This window comes from Streptomyces sp. SM18 (assembly GCF_002910775.2).
Classification (GTDB): Bacteria; Actinomycetota; Actinomycetes; order Streptomycetales; family Streptomycetaceae; genus Streptomyces; species Streptomyces halstedii.
In genome coordinates this window covers 3,266,883-3,287,415 of the sequence record NZ_CP029342.1, presented here as the reverse complement: position 1 = coordinate 3,287,415, position 20,533 = coordinate 3,266,883, and the positions used below count along the sequence as shown (strand labels likewise).

At 69.8% G+C, this 20,533-nt stretch carries 20 protein-coding genes and 2 pseudogenes; 11 read left to right on the top strand and 11 right to left on the bottom strand.

The genetic code is table 11. The annotated features are described in order from the left end of the window. Positions 1 to 248 precede the first annotated feature (248 nt). From B9S64_RS14610 to B9S64_RS14590, 3 genes are all read right to left on the bottom strand, one after another. Positions 249 to 1,862 (bottom strand): alpha/beta hydrolase, encoded by a 1,614-nt coding sequence (locus tag B9S64_RS14610; RefSeq protein ID WP_181012289.1) that lies wholly within the window; start codon positions 1,860 to 1,862, stop codon positions 249 to 251. A 109-nt stretch (positions 1,863 to 1,971) separates the two neighbouring features. Beyond that, positions 1,972 to 2,619, bottom strand: a complete 648-nt coding sequence (locus B9S64_RS14605; protein WP_103491298.1) for a hypothetical protein — start codon at positions 2,617 to 2,619, stop codon at positions 1,972 to 1,974. Positions 2,620 to 3,130: 511 nt separating this feature from the next. Next, complete coding sequence (locus B9S64_RS14590; RefSeq protein WP_103491297.1) at positions 3,131 to 3,889, bottom strand: SDR family NAD(P)-dependent oxidoreductase; 759 nt, start codon at positions 3,887 to 3,889, stop codon at positions 3,131 to 3,133. A gap of 146 nt (positions 3,890 to 4,035) precedes the next feature. Here B9S64_RS14590 and B9S64_RS14585 point away from each other — a divergent pair, with 146 nt between their 5' ends. Then, entirely contained in the window at positions 4,036 to 4,671 is a 636-nt protein-coding gene (locus B9S64_RS14585) for a TetR/AcrR family transcriptional regulator (protein WP_103491296.1), read from the top strand. Positions 4,672 to 4,791: 120 nt separating this feature from the next. On the opposite strand, the gene B9S64_RS14580 is transcribed toward B9S64_RS14585, so the two are convergent. Together B9S64_RS14580 and B9S64_RS14575 are read right to left on the bottom strand one after the other, a co-directional pair. Continuing rightward, complete coding sequence (locus B9S64_RS14580) at positions 4,792 to 5,160, bottom strand: VOC family protein (RefSeq protein ID WP_103491295.1); 369 nt, start codon at positions 5,158 to 5,160, stop codon at positions 4,792 to 4,794. Positions 5,161 to 5,191: 31 nt separating this feature from the next. Next, a complete protein-coding gene (locus tag B9S64_RS14575; RefSeq protein WP_103491294.1) occupies positions 5,192 to 5,965 on the bottom strand; it encodes an oxidoreductase in 774 nt (257 codons plus the stop codon). A gap of 69 nt (positions 5,966 to 6,034) precedes the next feature. Here B9S64_RS14575 and B9S64_RS14570 point away from each other — a divergent pair, with 69 nt between their 5' ends. Together B9S64_RS14570 and B9S64_RS14565 are read left to right on the top strand one after the other, a co-directional pair. Continuing rightward, positions 6,035 to 6,625 (top strand): TetR/AcrR family transcriptional regulator, encoded by a 591-nt coding sequence (locus tag B9S64_RS14570; protein ID WP_181012288.1) that lies wholly within the window; start codon positions 6,035 to 6,037, stop codon positions 6,623 to 6,625. Positions 6,626 to 6,888: 263 nt separating this feature from the next. Beyond that, positions 6,889 to 7,769 (top strand): IS5 family transposase gene (locus B9S64_RS14565; protein WP_103490709.1). Its coding sequence is split into 2 segments (ribosomal slippage): positions 6,889 to 7,249 and positions 7,249 to 7,769, totalling 882 coding nucleotides; the frame shifts between segments, so codons are not numbered across the junction. A gap of 54 nt (positions 7,770 to 7,823) precedes the next feature. Here B9S64_RS14565 and B9S64_RS14560 read toward each other — a convergent pair. Next, positions 7,824 to 8,738 carry an alpha/beta hydrolase gene (locus B9S64_RS14560; RefSeq protein ID WP_103490821.1) on the bottom strand — a complete coding sequence of 305 codons (915 nt, stop codon included), beginning with the start codon at positions 8,736 to 8,738 and terminating at the stop codon, positions 7,824 to 7,826. 108 nt (positions 8,739 to 8,846) lie between these two features. Between B9S64_RS14560 and B9S64_RS14555 the strand changes: the two genes are divergently transcribed. Then, positions 8,847 to 9,260, top strand: coding sequence for a MarR family winged helix-turn-helix transcriptional regulator (locus tag B9S64_RS14555; protein WP_103490820.1), 414 nt, complete (start codon positions 8,847 to 8,849; stop codon positions 9,258 to 9,260). A gap of 83 nt (positions 9,261 to 9,343) precedes the next feature. Here the strand turns inward: B9S64_RS14555 and B9S64_RS14550 are convergent. Continuing rightward, positions 9,344 to 9,832: pseudogene (locus B9S64_RS14550) on the bottom strand (helix-turn-helix domain-containing protein); the annotation flags it as partial. Next, on the bottom strand, positions 9,833 to 9,970 hold the full coding sequence (locus B9S64_RS35410; protein WP_308460752.1) for a hypothetical protein: 138 nt from the start codon (positions 9,968 to 9,970) through the stop codon (positions 9,833 to 9,835). A 171-nt stretch (positions 9,971 to 10,141) separates the two neighbouring features. On the opposite strand from B9S64_RS35410, the gene B9S64_RS14545 reads away from it, so the two are divergent. Both B9S64_RS14545 and B9S64_RS14540 read left to right on the top strand, forming a co-directional pair. Next, entirely contained in the window at positions 10,142 to 10,753 is a 612-nt protein-coding gene (locus B9S64_RS14545) for a TetR/AcrR family transcriptional regulator (protein ID WP_103490819.1), read from the top strand. Positions 10,754 to 10,954: 201 nt separating this feature from the next. Beyond that, positions 10,955 to 11,674: a MerR family transcriptional regulator gene (locus B9S64_RS14540; protein WP_374936062.1), complete on the top strand. Its 720-nt coding sequence runs from the start codon at positions 10,955 to 10,957 to the stop codon at positions 11,672 to 11,674. 219 nt (positions 11,675 to 11,893) lie between these two features. Here B9S64_RS14540 and B9S64_RS14535 read toward each other — a convergent pair whose 3' ends face one another. After that, positions 11,894 to 12,646 (bottom strand): MerR family transcriptional regulator, encoded by a 753-nt coding sequence (locus tag B9S64_RS14535; protein WP_103490817.1) that lies wholly within the window; start codon positions 12,644 to 12,646, stop codon positions 11,894 to 11,896. 166 nt (positions 12,647 to 12,812) lie between these two features. Here B9S64_RS14535 and B9S64_RS14530 point away from each other — a divergent pair, with 166 nt between their 5' ends. The 3 genes and pseudogenes from B9S64_RS14530 (at position 12,813) to B9S64_RS14525 (ending at position 15,976) form a co-directional block, all read left to right on the top strand. Further along, a complete protein-coding gene (locus B9S64_RS14530; protein ID WP_181012253.1) occupies positions 12,813 to 14,324 on the top strand; it encodes an alpha/beta hydrolase in 1,512 nt (503 codons plus the stop codon). Between the two features lie 323 nt (positions 14,325 to 14,647). Next, positions 14,648 to 14,836, top strand: a pseudogene (locus B9S64_RS35035) (transposase); the annotation flags it as partial. 189 nt (positions 14,837 to 15,025) lie between these two features. Next, positions 15,026 to 15,976 carry a DUF11 domain-containing protein gene (locus tag B9S64_RS14525; protein WP_258037815.1) on the top strand — a complete coding sequence of 317 codons (951 nt, stop codon included), beginning with the start codon at positions 15,026 to 15,028 and terminating at the stop codon, positions 15,974 to 15,976. Positions 15,977 to 16,147: 171 nt separating this feature from the next. On the opposite strand, the gene B9S64_RS14520 is transcribed toward B9S64_RS14525, so the two are convergent. Together B9S64_RS14520 and B9S64_RS14515 are read right to left on the bottom strand one after the other, a co-directional pair. Then, positions 16,148 to 16,831 (bottom strand): phosphotransferase, encoded by a 684-nt coding sequence (locus tag B9S64_RS14520; RefSeq protein WP_103490815.1) that lies wholly within the window; start codon positions 16,829 to 16,831, stop codon positions 16,148 to 16,150. A gap of 38 nt (positions 16,832 to 16,869) precedes the next feature. Then, positions 16,870 to 17,925 (bottom strand): DUF2804 domain-containing protein, encoded by a 1,056-nt coding sequence (locus B9S64_RS14515; RefSeq protein ID WP_103490814.1) that lies wholly within the window; start codon positions 17,923 to 17,925, stop codon positions 16,870 to 16,872. A gap of 278 nt (positions 17,926 to 18,203) precedes the next feature. On the opposite strand from B9S64_RS14515, the gene B9S64_RS14510 reads away from it, so the two are divergent. Next, positions 18,204 to 19,571 (top strand): carbohydrate-binding protein, encoded by a 1,368-nt coding sequence (locus B9S64_RS14510; protein ID WP_103490813.1) that lies wholly within the window; start codon positions 18,204 to 18,206, stop codon positions 19,569 to 19,571. 63 nt (positions 19,572 to 19,634) lie between these two features. After that, positions 19,635 to 20,516: a carbohydrate-binding protein gene (locus tag B9S64_RS14505; protein WP_103490812.1), complete on the top strand. Its 882-nt coding sequence runs from the start codon at positions 19,635 to 19,637 to the stop codon at positions 20,514 to 20,516. Positions 20,517 to 20,533: the final 17 nt, after the last annotated feature.

Sequence of the window (20,533 nt, the reverse complement as noted above, 5' to 3'; positions counted from 1 at the left end):
TCCCGGTGGATCAAGCGCATGGCGTCCAGACGCGGCGCATCGCAAAGCGAAGGAGCGTCCACATACTGGATGTATGGGGACGCTCCGACAACGTGACGAGGTGCCTTGGCTGTCGTCGGGCACCCGGCGGGACATGCGGGCCAGCCCTTAGCTGTGGCCTTGAACACCAGCCAACCCGTGCGTAAGTCCTTCCGCTGTTCTGAGGTCATGCCATGCGTATGCGTGGGTGGGTGACGGCTGGCTGTGACTCAACGCCTCGCAGGGACAAGGGGGCGGGTGGTCGCGGGCGTGTCCGTCTTGCACACGGTGCCGTCGGCGGGGTGGGTGCCGTGGAGGAGTGCGGCGTCAACTGCCTTGTTGACACACGAGTTGATGCCGTAGGAGCCGTGTCCGACTCCTTCACGTGTGAGCAGGACCGCGGCGTCCAGAGTCCGGGTCATGTTCTCGGCCCAGTGATGGGGGGTGACGGGGTCCAGTCGGCCTGCGACCACCAGTGCCGGTGGCGCACCGGCGCCTGTGAGCGGCTTGGTGACGCGGTCCTTGTTCGGCGCGGGCCACCGTGCGCAGTTGAGAGCGGAGTACGCGGCCCGGGTCCCGATCCGCTTCGCCTCAGTAATGGCCTTTGTGGCTGCGGCCTTGTGCGCGGCGATGCCGGACGGGGTCTTCCAGTCGGCGCAGCGTACCGCAGTGTGGGTTTCGAACATCGCGGTGGGGACGGGGAAGGGGGATACCGTGACGCTGCTCCACAGGGTGTAGAGGGGTGCGCCGTTGCCCTTCTGCGCGGCCAGCAGTGCCGAGGTCAGCAAGGGCCAGGTGTTCTGGTCGCCGGCCAGGGCTCGGGTGGTCTCCAGGGCCATGGCACCGTCGAGCTCGCCGCCCGGGGTGGCGCCCCCCTGGGCGGGTGCGATCTTCAGTGGCTTCGCTTCCAACGTGTCGATGAGTGTGTCGAACGCCGCCTCCGGGTCACCCGCCCCGAACGGGCATACTGCGGCCCCTTCGGCGCGACAGGTCTTGAACCAGGCGTTGAGGGTTCGTTCGCTTGCCACAGCGACGTCGTTCTGGAAGGGGAGGGAGTTGCCGAACCACTGGTTGGTGTCGACGGGCGCGTCGAGCACCATCTGGCGGACTCGGTGAGGGAAGAGGGTGGCGTACATCGGGCCGACCACGGTGCCGTAGGACAAGCCGTAGTACGTGATCTTTTTCTCGCCGAGTGCGGCGCGGACCCGGTCGATGTCGCGAGCCACGTTGTCGGTGGAAAGGCTGGCCAGGAACTTCTTGCTCTGGTGCTTGGCGCAGCCGTCGGTGAACGCGGCGGCATCGGCCAGCAGTCGCGGCAGAGGCTTGCCCCCGGGGATCGCCGGGTCGAAGGAGGTGCCGGCGGCGTCGGCTCGCTGCTGGTCGGTCAGGCAGCGAACCGCCTGCGATTGGCCGACGCCGCGCGGGTCCATGGCGATGACGTCGAATCTGGCGAGCACAGCGGGCGAGAAAGCGCCCGGAGTGCCGGCTGTCTTGGGCAGATTACGCAGTGTCTCGGTGGCGGCGACCCCGGGTCCGCCCGGGTTGAAGATGAGACTGCCGATGCGCTGAGCGGGATCGGTGGCCCGGTGCCGCATGACCGCGAGCGGGATCTGTGCGCCCTCGGGGGCGGTGTATTCCTCCGGTACTTTGATCGTGGCGCATTCCAGGTCCTTCCCGCACGTGCTCCAAGTGAGCGGGTCCGGGGAGGGAGCCGGGGCCGACGCGCCCGTTGCGGACGTGCTGCGCAGCCCCGAGGCGCCGGACGAGCACCCTGTCAGGACCATGAGGGCCGCGGCGAACGCGGCCCCGTACTTGGCGGCGGTCCGTGGCCTCGACTGGATCATGATCGTCTTCCTTTCGTCCTACGTGTGCCATGCCCTGCAGCCCGGCTGCGCCGGTCGCGCGAGAGGCCGGCCGAAGAGGGCGTGGTCGTGCCTTCCTCGCTTCGATGAGTCAGTGACCGGCCGCGTCGAGCAGGGAGGAGTACCGCAGGCGGAGAGCGCGCTCCATGCTTGCCAGAACGGCCCCGCCTCCCAGTGCGAGGTTCAGCCAGATCGGCAGGTGTATCGGCGATACGAAGGTTCCGACCCGCTGTGTGACGGGGGGGATGTGAGAGACGGGTTCAGCGAGCTGCAGCAGGTTCAGGCCCACACCGATGACCAGCAGCAGCACCGATCCGATGGTGATCGCCCGGCTCAGCCCCGGGTGGCGGGTGCCGAAGCGCGCCCTCCGTCCCTCCGCGGAGGCGGGGTCAGGCGTGAGCTGAGACGGGTGTCCGTCCGAGGGGCGATAGTGGCAGCGCTTGATGCCGTAGCTGCTCATCGCCACCTCGATGACGCCCCCGTCGACAGGGAGGAGCGCGGGCAGTTTCGACTCGGCCACGTGCCTGCCGTCCAGGAACAGATGCGCCCGGATCCTGCTGTTGTCCAATCGCGCCCAGTGCCGTACGTCGACGGCGTACAGGCGTTCCTGCCCGCCGTCACCGGCAAGCCGTAGCCAGAACAGGGATCGCACGGGGAGCTGCCACCAGCGGAACCGCTGCAGTTCCCTGCCGTCGCCCGGCTTGAGGCGCCTTGATGCCGCCCACTGCTTCAACGCCATGCTCCGCGCACCCCTTCGCGCCTCGGCCGCACCCTTACTAGTACAGCGTGCTAGGAAGACGCTAGCACGCCGTACTAGTACGGCGTGCTAGTCGGGTGGGGAAAGCGGGGAGAAGTGAAGGAAACGAGGACGCGCGAACCGCACGGGGCCAGGTCTATCGGAGCTTCATCGAACCCGAGCCGACCGAACCGGTACGCGCCGCCTGCCTCGCCCACGAGCGGGAGGCGGAGCGTCTGGTCGAACGCTGGCCGGCCGTGCTAGCCGACGAAGGCGCAGCGCCGGTGGCAAGCGGTACTTACGGGACAGTCCTTACGGGCTCGTGCGTGGTTGGCGAGACCTTGATCGTTGAGCACGACCCGTGTGGTGGGGAATCGGACGCGTGCGGCAACCATGCGTAGCCCGCGGATCACCGGGCTGACGCCCGACGTGATCGCAGAACTTGTCCCCGAGGTCGCCCCGTTGTGGCACGAGCGGCACCCAGGCGGTGCTGACGTCTCGCCGTCGCCCGGCGTCACAGGAGGGCGCCGCCGGAGACCTCGATGCGCTGGGCGGTGACCCAGCGCAGTCCCTCGGAGGCCAGTGTGGCGATGGCGTCACCGATCTCCTCAGGTTCGCCGACGCGGCCGAGCGCGGTCTGTCCGGCCAAAGCCTGGCGCATTCCGGCGTCGTCCCGCATCGCTCCGCCGTTGAAGTCGGTGGCGGTCGGCCCCGGGGCGATGGAGTTGACCCGGATGCCGCGAGGTCCGAGTTCTGCGGCGAGGGTGCGGCTCAGAGCTTCGACGGCGGCCTTCGAGGCGGAGTAGACCGAGGTGGCGGGGCTGGTGTGGCGGGTCAGTGACGTCGAGACGTTGATGACCTGGCCGCCCTGGGCCAGCAGCGGCATGAGCGACTGGATGAGGAAGAACGTGCCCCGGACGTTGGTGCCCATCACCGTGTCGAAGTCGTCGATCGTGACGGTCTCCAGCGGCCCGAAGACTCCCAGTCCCGCGTTGTTGACCAGGATGTCGAGCCGCGAAGTACCCCAGCGCTCCAGCTGCGCGCCCAGTTCGGAGGTGAAGGACGCGAAAGAGGGGACGTCGCTGATGTCGAGCCGGAGAGCAGCGGCCGTCCCACCCGCGGCCTGCACCTCTTCCACCGTCTTCTCAGCCCCGGCCGCGTCACCGCGGTGGGTGACCACGACCCGCACCCCGCGTGTGGCCAGGGCGATGGCCGCGCTGCGCCCGAGGCCGCGATTCGCACCGGTCACCAAAGCGATCTTGTCGACTGTCATGAACTTCCTCCATCGTGCGACAACGAGGATGCGCCCAGGTGCCACACCTCAGATGCGAGTCACTCGACTCGCCTTACTGCTGCACCGTAAGTGGCCCCCCGAGGCGAGTCAAGTGACTCGCCTCGGGGCTGCGGCATACTCTCCGCATGGCAGCAGAACTCACCGCGCATCACCGCAGGCTCGCCCAGCAGAAGCGTGAGGCGATCACCTCCGCGGCCACGGAACTGTTCTTGGACCGCGGCTACGACGGCACCTCCCTCGCGCGGATCGCCGAAGCGGCCGGGGTCTCGAAGTCCACCCTGTTCAAGCAGTTCCCCACCAAGGCGGCCCTCTTCGAGGCCATCGTCACCGAGTCCTGGCAGCGCGACGTCGGCGATACCGCCGCGCGGCCACAGGCGGGAGATCTGCGCTCCGGGCTGACAGCCATCGGCCACCGGTACGCCGACCTGATCGGCCAGCCCCGCATGACAGGCCTGTTCCGGATCGTCATCGCCGAACTGCCTCGTTTCCCCGAGCTGGGACGGATGCAGTTCCAGCTCGGCAAACTGCCCTACTTCGCCTCCGTCCAGCACTACTTGGAATCCGAGCATGAGGCGGGCAACGCTGATGTGCCCGACGCTGAAAGCGCCGCGAACCAGTTCCTCGGCATGATCGCTAACTACGTCCTGTGGCCCCGCATGCTGCTGACCGGCTGGAACCCCGCCGCCTCCGACATCGATAGCGCCGTCGAAGAGGCCGTCCAGACCATGCTCGCCAGATACACACCCGGCCCGCCGGCCTGACCCGGAGCCGGAATGTCCACACGGCCGCGCAATGCCTGAGACCGCGGCGCTTTCACCCGCGATACCTGTAGGCAAACGATCGTTTGACGACAGGCGCGGCCCGGTGGACGGCCGGCCGGCTCAGGTTGAGCGCAGGCAGAAGGGGTGTCCGGCCGGGCTGGCGTAGACCCGGCTACCGGTGCGAGTTTCCGGGGTGATCTCGTCGGTGGGGCGCAGTCGGGTGGCGCCGGCGTCGGTGGCCGTGCGGTCGGCGGTTGCGAGGTCGTCGACGCCGAAGTCGAGGTGCATCTGCTGGGAGGTGCCGTCCGGCCAGTTCGGGGCGGTGTGTCCGGGAGCGGACTGGACCACGATCACCGGGAGGCCGGGAGCCTGGACGAAGTGGTGCGTCGGCGTGGGAGTGAGGGAGCCGCCGAGCAGCTGGTGCCAGAACGAGCTTTCCTTCTCGATGTCGGCGGCGTCGATGATCACGGAGGCCAGGGTGATGGGCATGGGGTGTCCTGTTCGTGCTGTCGGTGGTTGCTCAGACGGTCGGGATGATGCCGCCGTCGACGCGGAACTGCGCTCCGGTGAGCCATTTCGCGCGGCCGGAGGCGAGAAAGGCGATCATCTCGGCGACATCCTCGGGATCGCCGGGGCGGCCCATGGGAACGTTCAGGTGGTCCACGATCTGCCGGGTGACCTCTTCGGTGGTCATGCCCTGCTTCTCGGCCATGTGCTTCAGGTGGGCGGTGGCGCCGTCGGTGACGACGAAGCCGGGAAGGACACAGACCACGCGCACCCCGTGTGCGCCGACTTCGGTGGCCAGTTCGCGGCTGTAGGTGTTGAGCGCGGCCTTGGCGGCGGCGTAGGACGCCTCGGTGCGCTGAGGCAGCTGGCTGGCGATCGAGGAGACGTGCACGACGACGCCGGAGCCCCGCTCGACCATTCCCGGCACCAGGGCCCGGTCCAGGCGCACGGCGCTGAGGAGGTTCATTTCCAGGTCCGCCTGCCAGGATTCGTCCGACCGGCTCAGGGTCGGCGCCGGGGAGCTCGCCGCGCCCGCGTTGTTCACGAGCACGTCCACGCCGCCCACCTGCTCGACGACGCGGCGGCCGAGTTCGGCCACTCCCTGCTGCGTGGAGAGGTCCGCCGCGAGGAATGTGGCGCCGCTGTCCTCCTCGGGCCGGCTGCGGGAGGCCGTCAGTACGGTCGCGCCCGCGGTGACGAAGCGGCGCACGGTCGCCGCGCCCAGGCCCCGGCTGCCGCCGGTGACCAGTACCCGAAGGCCGTCGAGGCTGTTGTCCGTGATGGGCATGGGGTGTCTCCTCCGTAAGATGAACCTGACTCCGGAAAAGGTACACGTAAACGGAACTGGACTCACCTTATGGAGGTTCTCTTGACGCAACCACGCCCGCTGCGTGCCGACGCGCGACGCAACCGCGAGGCCTTGCTGTCCGCGGCCCGCCAGGCGTTCCTCGGCGGCGACGCCGACGCGCACGTCGAGGACATCGCCCGCAGCGCCGGCGTCGCCGTCGGAACGCTCTACCGCCACTTCGAAACCCGCGACGCGCTGATCGAGGAGGTCTACCGCAAAGAGGTCGACGACCTGTGCGCCACGCCCGGTGTCCTGCTGGACCAGCACGCCCCGGAGGAGGCGCTGCGGCGCTTCCTGCTGCTGCTCGTGGACCACGCGGCGGTGGGCAAGGGGATGTCCGGTGTGCTGGAAAGCATCATGGCGACGGACTCACCGGTCTTCGACGACGCCCGTACGCGTATGGCCGGTGCCCTCTCCCTGCTGCTCGAAGCAGGCAGTGCGGCCGGCACCGTCCGCGACGACATCACAGGGCCAACTCTGTTGCGTGCCCTGGGCGGCATCTGCGGAATGCGCGCCACGGAGGGCTGGCTGGTCGAGGCCCGACAGATCACCGCCCTCCTCTTCGACGGCCTGCGACACGGCGCCTCGCAGTCACCCTGAGCCGGGGGCGCGCGCCACCCGACAGGCCCTGCCCGTCACTCCTGACCGCTCCCGTCGTCGTCCTCGTACAGCGCGGAACCGCTGCAGTTCCCTGCCGTCGCCCGGCTCCAGGCGCCTTGATGCCGCCCGCTGCTTCAACGTCGTGCTCCGCCCCTCCTGTGTGCATCGGCCGGCACCGCCACTAGTGCAGCGAGTCAGGAAGGGCGCTAGGCCCTGTCCGGCGGATCATGTGACCTTCTGACCGGTCGTTCGTTGGTTCGGGCATGGGTCGGGGGGATCTGACGAACCGCGAGTGGTCATCGCTGGAGCCGCATCTGCCACCTCTTGGTGGTCGGGGCGGCCGGTGGAATGACCACCGCACCGTGCTCAACGGGATCCTCTTTCGGGTCCGGACCGGTGTCCCGTGGCGTGACCTGCCGGAACGCTATGGCTCGTGGAAGACTGTCTATGAACGGCATCGCCGCTGGTCGGCGGACGGTACCTGGGACCGGATCCTGCACGCGGTCCAGGCTGACGCCGACCTGGCCGGGAGGATCGACTGGTCGATGGTGGGCGTCGACTCGACGTCCTGCCGGGCCCATCAGCACGCGGCCGGCGCCCGCACAGTCCGTCCGCGGATCCCGAAAAAAGGACGACGCCCCGGCACCACCGCCCCGACGAGGGACTCGGACGGTCCCGGGGCGGCCTGACCTGCAAGATCCACCTCGCCGGCGAAGGCGGTTGCCGTCCCATGGCGTTCCTGCTCACGCCGGGTCAGTGGGGCGATGCCCCGCAGATGGTCGAGGTCCTGGACCGGATACGGGTTCCCCGGCCACTGGGCGGACGGCCCCGCACCCGGCCGGATCACGTCAGTGGCGACAAGGCTTACAGCTCACGCCGAAACCGCCGCTACCTGCGAAGACGCCACATCCGGCACACGATCCCGGAACCGAAGGACCAGCGGGCCAACCGCCGACGCAGAGGCAGCAGCGGTGGCAGGCCCGCCAGCTTCGACCGCGACCTCTACCGGCGCCGCAACGAGGTCGAGCGGACCATCAACCGGCTCAAGAACTCCCGCGCGGTCGCGACCCGTTACGACAAGCGGGCCTACGTCTTCCACGGCACCGTTACCGCCGCCGCGATCCGACTCTGGCTCCGCCAGTGATCCGCCGGACACGACCTAGTGCTGGGACCGCACAGGTTCGCCGGTTCGGATGCCTTACAGGTTGTTCGCATAGAAGCTGGTGAGTCGTTCGACGGCAGCATCGACGTATTCGGGTTCGTCGTACATCTCGTAGTGGCCGGCGCCGTCGATCACCATGAGGTCGACGGGGTTGGGGGCCAGCTTCCACAGCTGCATGCCGGTGTCGTAGGAGCCGGTGTTGCCGATGCGTCCGGCGAGGATGACCTGGAGTGGCTGGGTCATGAGCCGATCGGCCAGGTGGAACGCGTCGTAGCCCAGCAGGAGGGAGTCGCTGCGCAAGAGGCGTCGGTTCGTGGAATGTTCGTTACCGCCGCGCTCGGTGCGGTAGTAGGTGACGGCCTGAGTGGTGTCGATGTCGGTCAGACCCGCTGCTGTGGCGTCCTCGAGGGTGTCGGGCAGCCAGTTCACGCGGGTCGTCTCGCCGGAGCGGGCCTCTTCGGTGCGTGCGTCCGCGAGGGCGTCGAGTGCTGCGGCCGGACCGTCGGGGGAGAAGCTGCGGAACGCGGCGCCGATGTTGACGGGGACTACCGTGCCGACCGCCTTGATGCGGTGGTCCGTGCGAGCGGTGTGCACGGCGTAGCCGCCACCGGCACAGATGCCGAGGACGCCGATGCGCTGCGGGTCGACGCCGGGGGTCGTGGTGAGCGCGTCGATGGCGTAGGAGATGTCCTCGCCTCGGCGGTAGGGGTCTTCGAGGTCGCGGGGCTCGCCCTCGCTCTGACCCTGATGGGCGGGGTCGAGGACGAGCGCCGCGATGCCGCGGGCGGCGAGACGGGAGGCGTAACCGGCGCCGATCTGCTCCTTCACGCTGCTGCCCGGGGTGGAGAGCACCACGGCGCGCAGCGGTGCGCTGCTGTCGGCGTTGTCGGGCAGGTGGAGGTCCGCGGCGAGGTTGATGGGACCGCGCGGGACCGTGAGGTGCCTAAGCATGCCTGACTTCTTTCGTGAGATTGTTGTTCCATAGGAGCCCAGTACAAGAAAATCGATTGTACGAGGTTAAACTAATGCGAAACCGTACTACATGGATGGAGGGGTCGCATGTCGGTTGACGGGGCGCAGTTGTGGACGCTGAACCAGCGGCTGCTGGGCGTTGTGATGGATGCCTGCACGGGTGAGCTGGCCGAGCTCGGGTTGGAGACGAAGGAGTTTTTCGTCCTGGCCGAGGTGGAGGCGTCGCCGTACCCGGCCGAGATCGCGACGGCACTGCTGCTCCCCAGAGCGAGCGTGACGGTCTACGTCCGCAACCTCGTGGCCAAGGGGTTCATCCGGCGCGAGATCGACGACGCGGACCTGCGGCGTCACCGGCTCGTACTGACCGCCGAGGGCACAGAGGCGCGGGATCGTGCACTCGCAGCCCTCGCGGCGGAGTACGACCGCAGGCTGGCGAGGATCACTCCGCGGGACCGCACCGAGTTGCAGCGCATGCTTCAGGAGATGCTCTCGCCTGTATGAGTCCATGGTCACGAGCAGGGGTTCGCCTGCCCGGTGAACCCCTGCTCACCAGTGCTGTGATCGCGTGGATTCGTTGGATCGTTCAGGCTGCGGTGGCGGGTGTTGGCGTTGCGCCGGCGGAGGTGGGTGTGCAGGGCCCGTGTCTGCGCAGTGTGGTTGGGGTGGTGCGAGTTGGCGATGGTGAACTGCCGCAGCGGTCCGAAGTGTGCTCCGCACCTTCTCGATGCGGTCCAGCTTGGCGTCGCGCTCGGGGTCAGGCGACTCCTTCCACGTCTTGCTCCGCTGGAAGGTGACACCGCGGCGGGCGAGCAGACACGTAGCGCCTCGCGGCCGATCCGGATGACACGGCCGTGCGCTCTCCGCAGGTAGGCGGCGAGCTTGCGGATGGGCCAGCAGGTGAAGGGCTGGCCGAGCTTGCTCGGGCGGGTGCTGGCCGTCCTGACGACGAAGTCCTCGTCAGGACTGAGCAGGCGGGGGCGGCCTCCCGCCCACTGGGGGTCCAGGCAGGCCAGGCCGATCTCATCGAACCGGTGGATCACGTCGCGGACGGTGTCCTCGTCGGCCTGCACCAGCTACGCGATCACCGGCACCCGGTTCCGACCGGCCGAGGTCAGCAGCATCATCGCGCGCCGGTAGCGCCCCGAAATGGTGCTGCCCCGGCGCACGATCTGCTGCGGCTTCTGCCCCTCCTGGTCGGTCAACCTGCGCACATGGACAGGCTCAGCCACTACACCCCCAGCAGTCAGAGCGGCCGTCACCGTGCATCCAACCGCCCGGACGACCGCCTCGGCGAACCTTTCCGATCGGAGCACTGGCATGCTGTACTAGTACGGCGTGCTAGTACAGTGTGAAGGGTGCTGGGAGAAGCAAAGGGGAGCGGGATGGAAACACGCGAGAAGATCCTCAAGGCCGCCGCGGAAATGATCGCCGAGGACGCAGCGGCGAAGCTGAGCGTGCGCGCGGTCGCCGCGCGCGCCGGGGTGAGCATCGGCTCGCTGAGGTTCCACTTCCCCACCCAGCGCGCGCTGCAGGACAGCTTGCTCAAGCGGATCTACGAACACCTGCTGCCCGGCGACCCGATCCGGGACCGGACACTGTCGCCCCGCGAACGGCTGCTGAGCTGCCTGCGGCAGGTTCTCGCACCGCTCGGCACCAACGAGGACGCGCGAACCGCATGGGGCACGGTCTATCGGAGCTTCATCGAACCCGAACCGACCGAACCGGTACGCACCGCCTACCTCGCCCACGAGCGGGAGGCGGAGCGTCTGGTCGAACACTGGCTGGCCGTGCTCGCCGAGGAGGGCGCACTGCCCCCGGGAGACCACACCCGCAACGTCAGGTTCCTTCTCACCGTCCTCAACGGACTCTCGGTCGAACGCGCCCTGCCCACACGCGAACCCGTCCTCATCGCCGAGACCGAGACCCTCAACGCCGCCGTCGACCACGTCCTCTCCACCGGCCCCGCACCATCCGCCGGACCCCCCCGGCCGTGAACCGGACCAGCCACCCCTTCGCGTCGAGGCGCGAGACCACGGCGCGACGGGCGCCGGCGTGGACAGACCGGCATGGTCGGCGGCCATCCGCCCGCCGGGCAGTTGCCGGACTCGAATTCTCGAGGGCGACCGCAAAGAAACGCTAAGGCACGGAACCAGACGGCGAGGGAGATCTCGATCATGGCGTGGAGCACTCGGGAGATGGCGGAGCTGGCCGGCGTCAGTCTCAGGGCCGTACGGCATTACCACGACATCGGATTGCTTGAAGAGCCGGAGCGTCGGTCCAACGGATACAAGCAGTACGGCGTCAGCCACCTCGTCCGGCTCCTCCGGATAAAGCGCCTCACCGCTCTGGGCTTCTCCCTGTCCCAGATCGCGGGCATGGACGACGACCCGGATGCGGGCCCCGACCCGCGTGATCTGCGGGCTCTCGACACGGAGCTGGCCGCCACCATCGAACGCCTGCAACACGCCCGCGCGGAGGTGGGCGCCCTCCTGCGCGGGCGCGCTGCGAGCGATCTTCCCCTCCGCTTCGTCTCCGTGGACAAGACCGCCGAACTTCCTGCCCCGGACCGCTCTTTCGTCACCGTCCTCGGTACGGTCCTCGGACCCAGTGGGATGGACGCCTATGCCGACTTGCTCCATCAGGAGCCGCAGCCGGTGGCACTGGAACTCAACGAGCTTCCGGCCGATGCCGACGAGGTGACCCGCCAGAGTCTCGCCGAGCGTCTCGTGCCATACGTTCGAGGCCTCCGGGTCCGCCACCCCGGGCTCAGCGATCTGGCTTCAGACGCCCCGCGCGGCCGACAGCACACCGCCCGCACCATCGGCGAAGCCATCAGTGATCTCTACAATCCAGCCCAGGTGGACGTCATGAAGCGGCTCGACGGGCTCCTGTCCGATGACGATGCCCCTCGGTGACCGTACTCAGAGCGCCGCTTCGTGACTCGGTGAGTGTGGCCCAGTGCGCGCCTGATGGTGTGACGAGTGCATGCAGGAGTCGTCGTCACTGCCACCACCACCTGGACATCAGCGAACCGTGGTCGGGGTGGTCCGCTGACGCACGTGCGTCGTTGCGGTAGGCCGGTCCGACGCTGCGCGGGCGGCACAGATGCGGTGTGCGCCTACCCGGCGCTGCCCTCACTGCTGGGCGTCGTCGCTCTCGCTCCCTGCGGTGCCGTTCTCGACGAGGATGCTGTGAACGCGTCGCAGCACGTCGAGGTGCGCGCGGTTGTAGAACTCGGTCAAGGCGTGCACGGTGACCGAGTCCGCGAGCGCCCTTTCCCGGTGCGAGGCCCGCCCGAGGTCGGCCAGAGCAGGGTGGGCCCGGTGCTGCTCGCGGGCTTCGGGCGCCATCTGCTCGGCCAGCCGCTGCCGTACGTCCTCGGGTGCGTCCTCCTCGAGCGCCGCGAACTCCGCTTCGAGGTCGCCACGGGGTCCCGAAAGCTGTTCCTTGAGGGCGGCAATCGCTTCGGGTGTGAGGATGCTGGAGTAGGCCACCAGCAGGGATCGCTGTGTTTCGGGCAGGTCGTCGGCAAGCGTCTTGAAGTCCGGGGGCATGTCGAGCGCGGCCCGATTGTCCATGATGGCCGCCAGGTCCCGCCGCATCCGCTGTCGGCGTTCGATGTCCGCCGCGAGTTCGGCGTCGAGGTCCCGAAGGATCTGCCGTGCCCTCTCATCACCGCTCTCGACCGCGGGGACATCTGCGAGAGCCACACCGAGGTCGGTCAGTCTGCGGATACGCATCAGGCGCACCAGGTGGTTGACGCCATAGCGCTTGTAGCCGTTGGACGCCCGTTCCGGCTCGTCCAGGAGGCCGATCTCGTGGTAGTGCCGGACGGCCTTGGCGGTCGTCCCCGCGAGTTCCGCCAGCCGACGGGTACTCCACGCCATCAGGAGCCCCCTCTCCAGGATCGTGCCCGGTGGCCATTGAAAACCCTGCCCCTGGGGCACGGTCAACTCCCTTCGGTTCCGGCTCGCCGGCGGTTGACCGTGCCCCAGGGGCAGGGAGTGTGATGGACGTGACCACGCCCCACGCACCGATATGCGGAGACTGGACATGAAACGACAAAGCGGTGTCGGCCGAAACCTGGCCCTTCTGGCGGTCATCGGCCTGGGCGCGTCACTGATCACTGTGCCCGCCGCCGCCGAGGAGACGAAAACGCCTCAGGTGGAGTGGGGCCAGTGCCCCGACGACGTCGGGGCGGAAGCCGCTCCGACCGTGCTGCAGTGCGCCACCGTGCGCGTGCCGTTGGACTATGCCGAGCCGGAAGGCGACCAGATCGACCTCACCGTTTCGCGGCTGGCCGCCGCCGACCCGGACAAGAGGCGCGGCGTCCTCATGCTCAACCCGGGCGGTCCCGGCGGATCCGGGCTGGCGCTGTCCGCGCTGCTGGTGGCCCAGGGCCTGCCCAGCAGCGTCACCGACCGCTACGACTTGATCGGCATGGACACCCGCGGGATCGGTCATTCCACACCGGTCAGCTGCGGTTTCACCACAGACAGCCCCTACTACTCCAACATCCCGCCCTACGCGGTCGATGAAGCCGCGGTCACCGCGCAGGCGAAGGTCGCTGAGAAGGCGGCCGAGCAGTGCGCGGACAACGACGACGATGGCAGGCTGCGCCACCTGACCACCGCGAACACCGCCCGCGACCTGGACCGGATCCGGGCCGCGCTCGGCGAGGAGAAGGCCAGCTACCTGGGCTACTCGTACGGCACGGCCCTCGGCGCCGCCTACGCGTCGATGTTCCCCGAGCGTTCCGACCGGATCGTGCTCGACAGCAACATCGGAGACGCTCACCTCGACCGCGACGGCATGCGCCGCTACGCGCTCGGCATGGAGCAGACCCTGCCGGACTTCGCGAAGTGGGCCGCCAGCCGGCACGACAGCTACGGCCTGGGCCGCACACCTGGGCAGGTACGGGCGTCCTACCTCGCCATCGCCGGCAGGCTCGACAAGGCTCCGGTCGCGGGGATCGACGGCGGCCTCTTCCGTCTCCTGACGTTCGGCCACTTGTTCAAGCAGACGCAGTACCCCACGCTGGCGCAGACCTGGCAGACGCTGCGCGAAGGCGACGAGGCCGCGGCCCGCGGTCTGACGGCCGCCACCGGGGAAACGGCGGACGGCGCGCTGTCGCCGACCGACAACGCACTGACCGTGTTCCTCGCCGTCACCTGTAACGACGAGGAGTGGCCCGCGGACATCAACACCTACCGGCGAGGCGTCGCCGAGGACCGCGAACGCTACCCGCTGTTCGGCGCCGCCACCGCCAACATCAACCCTTGCGCCTTCTGGCCGTACACCCCCGCTGAACCGCCCGTGGAGGTCGACGCCGAAGGCCCGCGCAACGTGCTGCTCCTGCAGAACCGGCGGGACGCGTCGACCCCGCACTTGGGCGGGAAGATGCTGCGGGAGAAGTTCGGGGACCGCGCCCGGCTGATCAGCGTCGACGACAGCGGGCACGGTGTCTACGTCCTGGGCCGGAACTCCTGCGCGCTGAACACCACCACGCGCTACCTCGTCGAGGGGGAGATGCCCACGAAGGACACGTCCTGCCGCGCGGACTGACCACCGGACCCGGGCCGTCGGCACCCCGTCCGCTGTTGACGTCTTCTGGCGTACCCCTCGGTGCCGGTTTGCGAGTAGTGGGGCGGTCCGCAGTACCAGTCCTTCCTCGGTGAACGGCGCCAGCTGCGGCGCGCCTGACCGAGAGATGCGGCAGTGGGGTCCGCAAGCTGGAGCAGACGCAGGACGGGCCACGGGGCTGACTGCCGTAGTGAAGCTGTGAGTGGGCGGTTCGTGAGTCTTTGAGTGAATCTGCTGTCACCTGATGGTGTGGCGGCGGGGCGGGATCTGCCGGTCCGCGGTTGGTGATCTGGTGATGTGACCGGGTGAGTGAACGCAAGCCGTACCCGAGTGACTTATCGGACGAGCAGTGGTCGTTGATCGAGCCGGTGATCACGGCGTGGAAGGACCGGCACCGCTCGGTCAGCGGCCACCAGGGCGCCTACGACATGCGGGAGATCGTGAACGCGATCCTCTACCAGGGGCGGACCGGCTGTCAGTGGGCCTATCTCCCGCAGTTGAACCTGGTCAAGCAGGTTTCCGCGGCTTCCGACGTCCCCCTGCCGCTGACACCGGGCCAGCAGGTGCCCTACGAGTACGTCGTCACCAACAGCGGCAACACCACGCTGATCGACGTGAACGTGACGCACGATCGGGTCACCGGTATCAGCTGTCCCGGAAGCACCCTGGCCAGCGGTCAGACCATGACCTGTACGGGCACGTACACGGTGACCGACGCGGACGGTCTGGCCGGGTCGGTGACGAACACCGCCCTCGCCCACGGGACGACGCCGGGCGGGACCACCGTGGACTCCCCGCCGGACAGCCGGACGATCGGGGTGGCCACCAGCCTCGCGCTGAGCCTGACCAAGAGCGCCGACGACTCGCGCCTGTACGAGGTGGGTGACCAGGTCACCTACACGTACACCGTGACGAACAGCGGGGACGGGACGCTCACCGGCATCCCCGTCGTGGACGACCGTGCCACCGGGATCACCTGCCAGGCCACCACTCTGGCCCCGGGGGCGAGCACCACCTGCACCGGTACCTACACCGTGACGGAGCAGGACGCCGGGCTGGGGAACGTCACCAACATCGCCTTCGCGCGCGGGCAGTCCGGCGATACCACGGTGGAGTCCCCGCCGGACTCCGCACGCGTGGACGTCGTCACCAACCGGCCTGCCCTCAGGCTCGAGAAGTCCGTCGACGACTCCCGCCCGTACCGGGTCGGTGAGCGGATCACCTACACCTATACCGTCGCCAACACCGGGAACACGGAGCTGAGCGACGTCACCGTCGTGGACGACCGTGTCACCGACGTCACCTGCCAGGCCACCACCCTGGCTCCGGGGCGAGCACCACGTGCACGGGTACCTACACCGTCACGGAGGCCGATGCCGCGGCCGGCGAGATCACCAACGTCGCCGTCGCCACCGCCGACAACGGCACCGTCCGCTCCGAACCGGACCGGGCGACCGTTCAGGTCGAGAGCAAGCCGTGCCATGGGAAGGACTGCAAGCCGTGCCAAGGCAAGGACTGTCACAAGCCGTGCGCTGACCAGCGCTGCGACGCGTACTGAACGGGCAAGGACTGCGAGGACCGCGAGGGCTGTCACACGCCCTGCGGATGAAGTGAGGCGTTCGACGCCAAGGTGAGGCCGGTGCGTGCCGGACCTCACCCGTGGGCCCCCGTCGGTGACCGGCGGGGGCCCACACGTGAGTCCGCCGGGCTCGGGCGCGTACGACGGGGCTCACGTCCCAGGCAGCCCCTGACCTTCGAGTGGCCGCGCGCATGCCTGCGGTGGGTGTCCCCGGTGGCCGGCCGGTTCAGTCCGTCAGCGCCGTCACCAGCGCCGCCGCCTCGTCCAGCAGCGCCTTCTCCCGGTCGCTGAGCCCGGGGTTCACCGCGCGGAGGGCCGTGGCGCGGACGAGGGCGTCGGCCGGGACCCCGCCGTCGTCGGCGAGCCGCTCCAGGAACGTCGCGAGGAGGGCCCGGACGTTCGCGCCCGCGGTGAATTCCGGGTCCACCGCGATCTGCGCCAGGATCAGCGAGGACACGGCCCGGTCCAGCGCGGGCGGCCCCTCCGCGGCGGTCGTCCAGTCGATGACCACGGCGCCCTGCGGGGCCAGCATGACGTTCTCCGGGTGCAGGTCCAGATGCAGGATGCGGTCCGCCGGATCCTGCGAGATCCGTGGCGGGATCGCGTGCAACTCCCGCAGCAGCCGCGCCAGTACGCCGGCGCCCTCGGCCATCGTGACCGTGCCCGCCAGCAGCGCCTCGGCCAGTGTGGGCCCCGTGAGCCGCTGGATCACCAGGTCCTGCGGAAGGACCTCCGCGCCGCCCGGGGGACCGATGCGGGGGAGGGGGTAGCCGTGGGCCGAGAGATACGACATCACGGCCAGTTCGGCGGTGGCGTCGGTGTCGCCGCGGTAGCGGCGCAGGACCCAGGAGTCGTCGAGTGCGTACACGTCGGCGGTGCGCCCTGAGCCCAGGAGAGGGCCTATGTGCATGGGGGGCAACCTACCCGTGTCCGTGGGCGAGGGGGAGATCACCAGCGCATGTGGACATCCTCGGCCCAGCCCAGGAGGTGCCGGACCGCGATCTCGGTGCCGTCGTCGGTGCGGACGCGGCCGTCGTAGTGGCCGAAGCTCTGGTCGGTGCGGTTGGCGATCAGCCCGGCGTCCGTGCGTGTGGACCGGTTGTGGAACGGCGTGAACGTCAGGTCCACCTGGCCGGACACCGGCGTACGGATGGTCCAGGGGGCCGACCGGTCGGTGGCCGACCATTGCCAGTCGAGCTCCTCGCCGATCTTGGTGAGCCGGCCGTCGACGCAGAGTCCGTTCTCGGTGGACCCGGTCCCCGCCGTCCAGCGCCCGCCGAACTGGAGGCCGAGGGTGTGGCCGTCCGTACGGCCGCCGGCGGCGCCCCAGTTCCAGTCGACCGTACGCGGCCAGCGCCCCCGGCCGTGGTCCAGGACCGCCCAGGCCGGCTCGTCGTCCCCGCCGAACTCCAGGACCTCCGCACCGATCCTCACCTGCCCGGTGGCGGGCAGCGCGGTGTGCTTGGAGGTGTACTGGAAACGCCGGTCGCTCCACGGCACCACGACGGAGAGCGACTCGTGCCCCTCCGGCCGGGCGACCAGCAGATCGACCTCCAGCGGCAGCCGGTCCGGCGTCAGGCAGCGGGCCCGCAGCCGGGTGCCTGACGCCTCGTCACGGATCTCGATCCGTACCTTTCCGCCGGACGGGCGGGCGGGGCCCACCACGACGTCCTCCGCGCCCGGGGATCCGGCGACGGTGTCCGGGAGTCGGACACCGCGGGCACCGGGGACGATCGAGGTGTGCTCCGACTCGCGTCCTCCCGGGGCGTATTCGAGCAGGTACACCGTGTTCAGCGCCAGGAAGTCGAGGTCGCTGACGGTCAGGGCCACCAGATGGGTGGGCGTCGTCACGCACCAGTACTCCCATCGTTTGGTCCGGCCCCAGCCGCGCAGGTTGGCACGGTGCAGCGGCACCCGGGACCAGCCGACCGCCGCCCGGTTCAGCCTGCCGTCGGGCAGGCAGAGGTCCACGGGTTCGGTGATCTCGTGCTCATGCGTCGCCATGGCGGGGAGCCTACGGGCGGGCGCCTGTGGCCGGGAACCCGCAGGGGCGCCTACGGCCGGGAGCCCATGGGGCACCGGGCCGGGGCCGGCCGGGTCCGTCCGCCGGGCCGACGCGGCAGCGGGGCGGTCCGGTTCCGGGCGCCCCATAACGCGGTGGTAGGGGGCGGGCGGGATCTCCTGCGGGGCGGTCCGCGCGGCTACGTTTTCGGCAATTCCCCACCTCCTTCCGAGCTCCTCACCCCCGGAGCCCGGCACCCCCTCGATCCAAGGAGAGTCACGTGGAGAGAACCAAGCTCCGCAAGCGCGCGCTCGCCACGGCCACCGCCGCCGTGGCCGTGGGCGCGCTCGGCCTCGCCGGCCTGGCGGGCATCGCCTCGGCCGACCCGCAGCACGGCCCGGCCCCCGCCGCCTCCTCCGGCCAGCTCTCACCGGGGCTGATCAAGGCCATGCAGCGCGACCTCGGGCTGGACGCCGACGCGGCCAAGGCCCGGATAGGCAACGAGTACCGTGCGGCGGTCGTCGCCCAAGGGCTGGAGAAGTCCCTCGGCGCCGACTTCGCCGGGGCCCGGGTGAGCGGTGACGAGGCCGCCCTCACCGTCGCCACCACCGACCGCGCCGACGTCGCCCGGATCACCGGGGCGGGCGCGCGGGCCGAGGTCGTCGACCACAGCCTGGACCGCCTGGACGCGGCCAAGGCGGCCGTGGACGCGGTGGCCCTGAAGAAGGCGCCGAAGGACGTGCCCTCCTGGTACGTCGACGTGCGCGCCAACCGGCTCGTCGTCAACACCGCCCGCACCGGTGCGGCGGACGGCCTCCTCGACGCCGCCGGTGTCTCCCGCGACCTGGTACGGGTCCAGCACACCACCGAACAGCCCCGCACCTACGCGGACCTGCGCGGCGGCGACGCGTACTACATGAACGGCTCGGGCCGCTGTTCCATCGGCTTCCCCGTGAAGCGGGGCACCCAGAACGGCTTCGTCAGCGCCGGCCACTGCGGCACCCCCGGAGTGACCACCAGCGGTGTCAACCAGCAGTCCCAGGGCTCCTTCCAGGGCTCCACCTTCCCCGGCCGTGACTACTCCTGGGTCGCCGTCAACGCCAACTGGACGCCCCGCGCCCTGGTGAACGGCTACGGCAACGGCGATGTGACGGTCGCCGGCTCCACCCAGGCCGTGGTGGGCTCCTCGGTCTGCCGCTCCGGCTCCACCACCGGCTGGCACTGCGGCACCATCCAGCAGCACGACACCAGCGTGACGTACCAGGAGGGCACGGTCTCCGGCGTCACCCGCACCAACGTCTGCGCCGAACCGGGCGACTCCGGCGGCTCGTTCATCTCCGGCAGCCAGGCCCAGGGCGTCACCTCCGGCGGTTCCGGCAACTGCTCCCAGGGCGGTACGACGTACTACCAGCCGATCAACCCGGCGCTGTCGGCGTACGGGCTGACCCTGGTCACCAGCGGCACACCGACCGACCCGCCCACCGACCCGCCGACCGGTGAGCCGGGCGGCACCTGGGCCGCGGGCACGACCTACGCCGCCGGTGCCGTGGTGACCTACGGCGGATCGAGCTACCGGTGCCTCCAGGGCCACCAGGCCCAGCCCGGCTGGACGCCGCCGAACGTGCCCGCGCTCTGGCAGCGGATCTGACCCCGTCCCCGTTCCGAGGATTCCGAGCATCCGGCGGAGTCCGCGTACACCGAGGAATCAGCCATGACCGAGAGATCCGCTGTGCCGCCGGAAGAGACCGGCGGCACCCCCCGCAACGACTCCCGGCAGACCACCGGCCGCCCGATCAGCCGTAAGAGCCTCCTGAAGGCGGCCGTCGCGGCGAGCGCCGTGCCCCTGGTCGTGGGCGGAGGCGCGGCGCTGGCCCGGGACGCCGGCCGCGCCGGCACCACCCCCCTGGCGCTGACGCCGTCCTGCGACGACGGTGACGACCCGACCCCCGAGCAGATGGAGGGCCCCTACTTCAAGCCCAACTCCCCGCTGCGCACCAGCCTGGTGACGTCCTCCACCCCCGGCGTGCCGCTCACCGTGAGCGGCTACGTCTTCGGCCGGGCCTGCAAGCCGGTCGCGGGCGTGCTCCTGGACTTCTGGCAGGCGGACACCAACGGCGCCTACGACATGGCCGGATTCGCCTTCCGCGGGCACCAGTTCACCGGCGCCGACGGTTCGTTCTCGCTGACGACCATCGTGCCGGGGCTGTATCCGGGGCGCACCCGGCACATCCATGTGAAGGCGCAGGCGCCCGGCCGGCCCGTGCTGACCACGCAGCTGTACTTCCCGGGTGAGCCGCGCAACGCCACGGACGCCATCTTCGACCCGGCGCTGCTGATGAACGTCCGTTCCGCCGGGTCGGGGCGGGAGGGCACCTTCGACTTCGTCCTCGACGTGGCCCAGCAGCCCGACCCGACCGATCCGCCCACCGTCCCGCCCACCGATTCTCCGGGCGGCAGCTGGGCGGCCGGAACCACCTACCGCGCGGGTGACCGGGTGACCTACGGCGGCGGTTCCTACCGCTGCCTCCAGGGGCACAAGGCCATCGTGGGGTGGGAGCCGCCGCTGGTCCCCGCGTTGTGGGAACGCGGGTAGAGGGAGCGGCGCGGGCC

Coding starts and splice junctions, on each gene's coding strand:
- B9S64_RS14610 (WP_181012289.1), bottom strand. CDS start 1,862: ATGATCCAGTCGAGGCCACGGACCGCCGCCAAGTACGGGGCCGCGTTC.
- B9S64_RS14605 (WP_103491298.1), bottom strand. CDS start 2,619: ATGGCGTTGAAGCAGTGGGCGGCATCAAGGCGCCTCAAGCCGGGCGAC.
- B9S64_RS14590 (WP_103491297.1), bottom strand. CDS start 3,889: ATGACAGTCGACAAGATCGCTTTGGTGACCGGTGCGAATCGCGGCCTC.
- B9S64_RS14585 (WP_103491296.1), top strand. CDS start 4,036: ATGGCAGCAGAACTCACCGCGCATCACCGCAGGCTCGCCCAGCAGAAG.
- B9S64_RS14580 (WP_103491295.1), bottom strand. CDS start 5,160: ATGCCCATCACCCTGGCCTCCGTGATCATCGACGCCGCCGACATCGAG.
- B9S64_RS14575 (WP_103491294.1), bottom strand. CDS start 5,965: ATGCCCATCACGGACAACAGCCTCGACGGCCTTCGGGTACTGGTCACC.
- B9S64_RS14570 (WP_181012288.1), top strand. CDS start 6,035: ATGGAGGTTCTCTTGACGCAACCACGCCCGCTGCGTGCCGACGCGCGA.
- B9S64_RS14560 (WP_103490821.1), bottom strand. CDS start 8,738: ATGCTTAGGCACCTCACGGTCCCGCGCGGTCCCATCAACCTCGCCGCG.
- B9S64_RS14555 (WP_103490820.1), top strand. CDS start 8,847: ATGTCGGTTGACGGGGCGCAGTTGTGGACGCTGAACCAGCGGCTGCTG.
- B9S64_RS14545 (WP_103490819.1), top strand. CDS start 10,142: ATGGAAACACGCGAGAAGATCCTCAAGGCCGCCGCGGAAATGATCGCC.
- B9S64_RS14540 (WP_374936062.1), top strand. CDS start 10,955: ATGGCGGAGCTGGCCGGCGTCAGTCTCAGGGCCGTACGGCATTACCAC.
- B9S64_RS14535 (WP_103490817.1), bottom strand. CDS start 12,646: ATGGCGTGGAGTACCCGTCGGCTGGCGGAACTCGCGGGGACGACCGCC.
- B9S64_RS14530 (WP_181012253.1), top strand. CDS start 12,813: ATGAAACGACAAAGCGGTGTCGGCCGAAACCTGGCCCTTCTGGCGGTC.
- B9S64_RS14525 (WP_258037815.1), top strand. CDS start 15,026: ATGACCTGTACGGGCACGTACACGGTGACCGACGCGGACGGTCTGGCC.
- B9S64_RS14520 (WP_103490815.1), bottom strand. CDS start 16,831: ATGCACATAGGCCCTCTCCTGGGCTCAGGGCGCACCGCCGACGTGTAC.
- B9S64_RS14515 (WP_103490814.1), bottom strand. CDS start 17,925: ATGGCGACGCATGAGCACGAGATCACCGAACCCGTGGACCTCTGCCTG.
- B9S64_RS14505 (WP_103490812.1), top strand. CDS start 19,635: ATGACCGAGAGATCCGCTGTGCCGCCGGAAGAGACCGGCGGCACCCCC.